Here is a 5,893-nt window from a genome sequence, read left to right on the forward strand (position 1 = left end):
AAGCTTGGTTTCTGCAGCGCTCTGTTACTCTTCGCCGGGTCCGGAGCAGCGCGAAACCAAGGTCTTCTTGCCCGCGTCCACTATGCAATTCTGAAACAGCAAGCACTGTGTGTGTTTGACAGTTTCATAGAGTTACGGCGGTTATAGCGCAGAGGAAACACCCGGTTACATTCCGAACCCGGAAGTTAAGCTCTGCAGCGCCGATGGTACTGCACTCGGGAGGGTGTGGGAGAGTAGGTCGCCGCCGGACAATCTTTCAAAAAGGGCCACCCCGCATGGGGTTGCCCTTTTTGCGTTGACCGGCACGACGTCCCACCGCCCTGGCGACTGCTCACCAAGGCGAGTCGATCCGACTGGTAGCTGCACAACAACACTCCTCACCGTCGACCGTAACTCAAGGCCGCACGGTCAACAGTCGGAGTGTTGAGAGAGTGGCTGCCGGCGGCTACGGCTTGGGCGCGTGCCGAGCGCTTGCACCGGGGGATGGCCAATGGCCAACGTAGTGTGTGCCCTCGACGCAGCTCGTTGTGGAGGTGCCGCATAGCCCCTTTCGCCTCGCCCTGCTCTCACGCCGTTTGTGAGGGAGGCCCAGGTGGGTTGTTGTCGGAGCTTGTCCACGAGACGCCCGTTCTCGGAAAGACGGAACGAGGACACGCGCTCCGCGCGGACGCTACCCAGGGGGACCGGACGAGGACACTCACTCACGCGGCACCCAAGGAGGGCAAGGGGCGAGGCCGCTCACCCAGGGGGACCGGACGACACGCGGCATCCAGATAAGGACGTGGACGCTCACTCCTCGAGGACGCGCACCCAGGAGCGCCTCACTCCAGGCGGGCTCCCGGCGTCGCCCTCATCGGTGCGCGAAGATCGCCACATGCAGGAGGAGCCCTCCCGCCGGCACAGCTCCGGCTGCGCTCAGGTTCTCCGACGTCGCCCCGTGTCGTGTGCGCGTGAGGACCAGGGCTCAACGCAGTCGCACCGATAAGTGGGACCGCTGGCCAACCGATAGGGGGTACCGCTGGCCATTCGTGCGACATCCCCATGTCCAGCGTTCATGTGATGTCCCATGCCAGCGGGTCTCATTCGTGTGATGTCCCCATGCCTGTCGGGTGAGGGGAAGACGTTCTACTTCCTCGGACGGAGGACGAAGACGCCCCAGCCCAGGTGCTGCCTGCCGTACTCGAGGTGGGTTCGGCGCGCCGCCCGCAGGAACTCGCGGATCTCGGGCTCCTCGGGATCGTCCGGGTTGTCGCGTAGCCAGTCGCTCAGCGTCAACCACTGGCTGGCGACGTAGCGGTCCCAACTGTCAGGGTTCGCCAGAACCATCTCCACCAGCTCGAACCCTGCCGCCTCGAACCTGTCGTCGGTTCCGGCCAGGGTGGTGAAGCCTTCGTATGCCTTCAGCGCCTCGGCGGGTGGGTCGCCGATCCAGTAGCACTCGCCGACCAGGGCGAGCCCGTCGGGGCGCAGGGCCGGGCGCATGAGGTCGAGCGTTCCTGTCAGGCCGCCGCCGATCCATGTCGCTCCGATGCAGGAGACCAGGTCGAACGTCTCCTCGGCGCGGTATGCGCCCGCGTCGCCCTGCACGAACGTCAGGCGGTCGGTCACGCCGAGCTCGGCGGCGCGCTCACGGGCGGCGGCGAGGAAGACCCGGCTGATGTCCACACCCACGCCGGTCAGGCCGTAACGCGCCGACCAGCGGCTGAGCATCTCCGCCTTGCCGCAGGCGAGGTCGAGTTGTCGATGCCCGTCCTGGATGCGGCAGATCTCGCCCAGCAGGTCGAGCTTGTCGTCGGTGATCGGATTCAGGATGCGGTGCCGGGATTCGGCTATCTCGTGGAAGCGCAGCGACATGGCGGTCATTGTGGGATACCGAGGTGGTGGAGGTCGATCGCTTTTCCTGATGGAGCTTGAGGCTCGGGGACACCTGGGGGCTTGCTAGGCTGGAGAGGCCTGGCCACCCTCAACCACGGGTGGCCTTCGTCGCGTAAGACCCGAGAGCGGGCGGCGATCAGCCACGGTGGACCGTCGCGTTGGAGCACGTGTCCGCTGAGTGAGCCAACGAAATGGACCAGAAGTGAACAGAGATAACGGATCGGACGACGAGGGCCGCCGCGAGCCCAGCGGACAGAGCGGGGACAGGCCTCGCTACGGGGAGAGGCGTTCATACGGCGAGCGCGGGCAGTCGCGCGGCGACCGTCCGTTCAGGTCCGGTGAGCGGTCGCGAGACGGGTACCAGGGTCGTGACGACCGGGGCGGCTCGGGTGATCGGGATGAGCGGCCGCGGTCGTCGCGTCCGTTCCAGAACAGGGATGAGCGTGGATACGCCTCCCGTGACGACAGACCCCAGGGCGGCGGGTTCCGCGACCGTGGCGAGAGGCCGCAGGGTGGCGGCTTCCGCGGTCGGGATGATCGTGGTCCGCGTCGTGACTTCGACCGGCGTGAGGATCGCGGTGGGTTCCGCGACCGGGGTGACAGGCCCCAGAGTGGCGGTTTCCGTGACCGTGGCGATCGTCCGCAGGGCGGTGGTTTCCGGGATCGTGGTGACCGTCCGCAGGGTGGCGGTTTCCGGGACCGTGGCGAGAGGCCGCAGGGTGGCGGCTTCCGGGATCGGGATGATCGTGGTCCGCGTCGTGACTTCGACCGGCGTGAGGATCGCGGTGGGTTCCGCGACCGTGGTGACAGGCCTCAGGGTGGCGGATTCCGTGACCGTGGCGATCGTCCGCAGGGCGGCGGCTTCCGCGACCGTGGTGACCGTCCGCAGGGCGGTGGCTACCGGGACCGGGACGATCGTGGTTTCCGTGATCGCGGCGACAGGCCTCAGGGTGGCGGCTTCCGGGATCGTGGTGACCGTCCGCAGGGCGGCGGCTTCCGCGACCGTGGTGACCGTCCGCAGGGCGGTGGCTACCGGGACCGGGACGATCGTGGTTTCCGTGATCGCGGCGACAGGCCTCAGGGTGGTGGCTTCCGCGATCGTGGCGAGAGGCCGCAGGGTGGCGGTATCCGGGATCGGGACGATCGTGGTCCGCGTCGTGACTTCGACCGGCGTGAGGACCGCGGTGGCTTCCGCGACCGTGGTGACAGGCCCCAGGGTGACAGGCCCCAGGGTGGCGGGTTCCGCGACCGTGGCGACCGTCCGCAGGGCGGTGGTTTCCGGGATCGTGGTGACCGTCCGCAGGGTGGCGGTTTCCGGGATCGTGGTGACCGTCCGCAGGGCGGTGGTTTCCGGGATCGTGGTGACCGTCCGCAGGGTGGCGGTTTCCGGGATCGTGGTGACCGTCCGCAGGGTGGCGGTTTCCGGGATCGTGGTGACCGTCCGCAGGGTGGCGGCTTCCGGGATCGTGGTGACCGTCCCCAGGGCGGAGGCTTCGACCGGCGTGAGGACCGCGATGGCTTCCGCGACCGTGGTGACAGGCCCCAGGGTGGCGGGTTCCGCGACCGTGGCGAGAGGCCTCAGGGTGGCGGGTTCCGCGACCGTGGCGACCGTCCGCAGGGCGGGGGCTACAGGGACCGCGGCGATCGCCCGCAGGGCGGTGGGTTCCGTGGACGCGAGGACCGGCCGTTCTCGCGCGACGATCGCGGGCACGCGGACCGCTCCGGCGCGCCGGTCAGGGCCCGGTTCGGCAGGCAGGACCGCGACGAGGAGGCCCCTCGCCGCGAGAAGCTGCCCGACGTCCCGCCGGACATCACCTTGGACGAACTCGACAAGGACGTGAGGGACGAGCTGCGCTCCCTCCCCTTGGACCTGGCCGAGCTGGTCGGCAGCCACCTGGTCGCCGCCGAGCGCGCGCTCGTTGAGGACGACCCCGACAGGGCGCACGAGCACACCAAGGTAGCCCGCAGGTTCGCCGCTCGCATCGGTGTCGTCCGCGAGGCCGCGGGCATCGTGGCCTACCGCGCGGGGAACTACTCGGAGGCGCTGTCCGACCTGCGCGCCGCGCGGCGGATGACCGGCTCGGATGCCTATCTGCCGATCATGGCGGACTGCGAGCGCGGAATGGGCCGCCCTGAGCGTGCCCTTGACCTGGTTCGTTCGCCCGAGGCCGAGCGTCTCGACCGGGCGGGACGCATCGAGCTGGCCATCGTCGAGTCCGGCGCCCGCCGTGATCTCGGCCAGAACGACGCGGCCGTCATCACGTTGCAGCGGCTTCCCGAGCTGCGCGACCCGAACCCGCGTCCGTGGTCGGCTCGCCTGGCGTTCGCCTACGCCGACGCTCTGGCCGATGCCGGACACCAGGAGGCGGCGACCGACTGGTTCGCCCGAGCGCTGGCCTTCGACGAGGACGGCGAGACTGACGCCGCCGAGCGCTACGCGGAGCTCACCGGCGCGGTGATCGAGGACATCGAAGAGGACTACGAGGCCGTCGACGAGACCGGCGAGGGCGTCGACGTCCTGGCCGACCAGGACGCCCTGGAGGGCGCGACTCTGCTCGACGATGAGGGTGACGACGAGGACGTCGATGTCCTGGCCGTCGAAGAGGACGCCTCCGAAGGCGAGTCCGACCTCGACCTCGACCTCGACGACGAGGACGAGGACGAGGACGAGGACGACGACGAGGACGAGATCGAGGACGCACGCGATGAGGGTCGCGGGGACGTTCTCGACGATGACGAGGACATCGCCGACGAGGCCGCTGAGGCCGGCGAGCCGTCCTACGCCGTCGATCACGCCGAGGGCGCATCCGAAGTCCCGCCGGCCTCGCCCGTCGACTCCGACGACGACCTGGATTCCGAGGACGAGCTGGACTCCGATGAGGACGGCGACTCCGACGACGATTCGGACGCCGAGGACGACCTGGAGGCTGACGACGCTCGGGAGGCCGCGGAGCCGGCCGGCGAGACCGACGACGTGGAAGAGGACGTGGACGCCGAGCTGGACAAGTCCTCAGCAGGAACGGCCAGGTCGGGCGACTCCGAGTCCGCGAAGCCCGGCATCAGCCCGGCGTTCATCGAGCCCGACTTCGGCGACATCCTCGACGATCAGGAAGAGCCCGAAGCCAAGAAGTGACCCGCCGCCGTGCCGTACCGGAAGGAAGTGCTTCTGGTACGGCACGGCCGCGGCGAGATCGGCGCGATCCCCAGGCCCCGCGACCCCATCGCGGGGCTTTCGCATGTCCGGAGAGCAGTCCATGCGGCGACTGTGTCGATCCATCGCCCTCTGGCAGCGCCTGGCCGCAGCGGCGCGCTGAGGCGGCCCACTCCCTCGTCGGTACCGTGCCGGCTTCCGGCGCCCTCGATCGACCGTCGTCGCCCGGCTGCGAGGTCAGCCGTCGATCCACCAGGTACACCGGGCGTCGATCGATCCCGGATCGGCCCCGCGTCGATCGACCCTCCTGGCCGGAGCCTCGATCGGCGCTCCGCCGCCGTGACTCTCGGATCGATCGAGCGGAGCTGCGGACATGTCCATTCGATCGATCCTGACTCGCCGCCACTCGCATCTCGATCGAAGGCAGTCCGCCGACGATCGGCCGAAACCAGCGGAGTGTTCGGCACGCCGGTAGGCGCCCGCCGGCCACGCCCAGCCGACCGGACGGCGGCGCCCCCGGCCCCATGCCGTCGCGAGCGAACGTGGGCTGCCCCCATTCCTCGCGATCACGATCGGCGAGCCCATCGCCGCCCCCTCAATCAGGAACGGCCGTCGCAGCCATCGCGCGGTCCAGAGCAACGGCCGGGACCCGGCCGACATGAACGGCGCCCAACGGGACAGCATGGCCAACCGGACCGGCGACACCGACCCGAGCACTCAGTGAAACTCCTGGCGAGCGGTGTTGGATATTGACAAGCGGGGCGGCGCACGGCATCCTGGAAGTGCGACCGGAACGATGGGTCTGCGTGAGCGTGGACAAATTCAACTTGAGCGAGTACGCTCGTGCCTCCACGCTGCCTTTCGGGT

3 protein-coding genes and 1 rRNA gene are annotated in these 5,893 nt (G+C 69.0%); 2 read left to right on the forward strand and 2 right to left on the reverse strand.

Annotated elements, in window-relative coordinates; all coding sequences use genetic code 11:
• Positions 1 to 133: 133 nt before the first annotated feature.
• Positions 134 to 250, forward strand: a 5S ribosomal RNA gene (rrf, locus tag AC3EO4_RS55330).
• Between the two features lie 875 nt (positions 251 to 1,125).
• Here the strand turns inward: rrf and AC3EO4_RS55335 are convergent.
• Both AC3EO4_RS55335 and AC3EO4_RS55340 read right to left on the reverse strand, forming a co-directional pair.
• Positions 1,126 to 1,854, reverse strand: coding sequence for an SAM-dependent methyltransferase (locus AC3EO4_RS55335; protein WP_431904866.1), 729 nt, complete (start codon positions 1,852 to 1,854; stop codon positions 1,126 to 1,128).
• Between the two features lie 310 nt (positions 1,855 to 2,164).
• Positions 2,165 to 3,586 (reverse strand): hypothetical protein, encoded by a 1,422-nt coding sequence (locus AC3EO4_RS55340; protein WP_431904869.1) that lies wholly within the window; start codon positions 3,584 to 3,586, stop codon positions 2,165 to 2,167.
• A gap of 105 nt (positions 3,587 to 3,691) precedes the next feature.
• On the opposite strand from AC3EO4_RS55340, the gene AC3EO4_RS55345 reads away from it, so the two are divergent.
• Entirely contained in the window at positions 3,692 to 5,008 is a 1,317-nt protein-coding gene (locus AC3EO4_RS55345) for a hypothetical protein (protein ID WP_431904871.1), read from the forward strand.
• The last annotated feature ends 885 nt before the right edge of the window (positions 5,009 to 5,893 follow it).

Source organism: Nonomuraea sp. bgisy101, assembly GCF_057708945.1.

Bases quoted from the DNA above. Each gene is read 5' to 3' on its own strand.
- AC3EO4_RS55335 (WP_431904866.1), bottom strand. From the start codon at position 1,854: ATGTCGCTGCGCTTCCACGAGATAGCCGAATCCCGGCACCGCATCCTG.